Here is a 1,419-nt window from a genome sequence, read left to right on the forward strand (position 1 = left end):
CGCCGAAGAAGGGCAAGGCGTTCTGGGACGCGGAGGTGACCAAGATGATCAAGGTCTACCACGCCCCCATCGGCGAAGCCGACGGCAAGGCCATCGCCGAGTATCTGGCCAGCACGTATTAACATTTAACCTTTGGAAAGCAGCGGCGCGATCAACTGGGATTCCCGCAGCTCACCTGCGCGCTTCTTTGAACGTGTCAGGCCTGCGTAATTTTGGCACGCTTCATAATACAGCAGGGAAACTAGGTCTTGTTGCGTGAGCAGCATCTTATCAACCCAGAGACCTGCATCCGGTGCAACACGTGCGAACGGCGTTGCCCAACCGGCGCTATCAGCCATGACGAACGCAACTACGTCGTCAATGCAGACATTTGCAATTTCTGCTTGGCGTGTGTCCGGCCTTGCCCAACAGGGGCCGTCGACAACTGGTTTATGGTCAACCGTCCGTATACCCTTGCTGAGCAACTGGGCTGGCATCAGTTGCCACCGAGAACTACTGAAAGCCCATCCAGCCTGAGGCCACCCACCCAGCTTTTCAGGCGCGAGGCCCCGGCTGTGGCGACGGTTGTCAGCAGCAAGCGACTGACGCAGGAGGAAGAGGCATCGGAGGTCCGGCTGATCGTCATAGATTTTGGCGCTGTCGCATTTCCCTTCCTGGAGGGACAGTGCATTGGCGTGGTCCCGCCGGGTAAGCGATCCGACAGCAGGCCGCGCGGCCTGCGTATCTACTCGATCGCGAGCGCGCGAGATGGGGAAGAGCCGGGAACCAGCACCATGGCCTTGTTCGTCAAGCGGGTGATCGGCTCACGGCCAGACGGAAGCGTGTTCCGCGGCGTCGCGTCGAATTGGCTGTGCGATCTCCGCCCCGGAGACCGGATCGAGGTGGTGGGACCGTTCGGGGAAACCTTTCTCCTGCCCGACGACCCAGAGGCCGAGTTGCTGATGATCGGGACGGGCACGGGTCGGGCGCCGTTCCGCGGATTCTTGCAGCGCCGGCTGCGCACGGCTCCGAATGCACTGGGGCGACAGCACATGTTCTTCGGCACGCGCACACCGCAGATGTTCCCTACCCTTGAGTCGCTTCTGTCCAATCCTGAGTTTCTTCCCACAAGAGAGCTGACCTACTCCCAGACGGCGGGCTGGGATAGGGAGTATGTCCAGGATCGGATGCGTCAGAGAGGGGGGTCCCTCGCCACCATGCTTCGGAACGAGCACCTACATATCTACATTTGCGGCTCGCGCGGTCTGGAGCAGGGCGTGGACATGGCACTGGCAGAGATCAGTCAAGAGCATGGCATCAACTGGCCCGCCTTGCGGCAGTTGAACCGCTCCGGGATTTTCGGAGGCTCCAACTCTTGAGAGACTGGAGCCATGACGAAGCATATCCCACCTTTCTCCCCTGAGGTTCGCGAGCGGGCAG

General features: G+C 60.7%; 1 protein-coding gene and 2 pseudogenes. All 3 read left to right on the forward strand.

Annotation, left to right across the window (positions count from 1 at the left end; translation table 11 throughout):
* A pseudogene (locus tag WDW90_RS37055) lies at positions 1–122 on the forward strand (cytochrome c); the annotation flags it as partial.
* Positions 123–251: 129 nt separating this feature from the next.
* Positions 252–389: pseudogene (locus WDW90_RS37060) on the forward strand (4Fe-4S binding protein); the annotation flags it as partial.
* A gap of 165 nt (positions 390–554) precedes the next feature.
* Positions 555–1,358, forward strand: coding sequence for a ferredoxin reductase domain-containing protein (locus tag WDW90_RS37065; protein WP_336492715.1), 804 nt, complete (start codon positions 555–557; stop codon positions 1,356–1,358).
* Positions 1,359–1,419: the final 61 nt, after the last annotated feature.

Source organism: Methylobacterium nigriterrae (assembly GCF_037106235.1).
In the GTDB taxonomy this organism is placed as follows: Bacteria; Pseudomonadota; Alphaproteobacteria; order Rhizobiales; family Beijerinckiaceae; genus Methylobacterium; species Methylobacterium nigriterrae.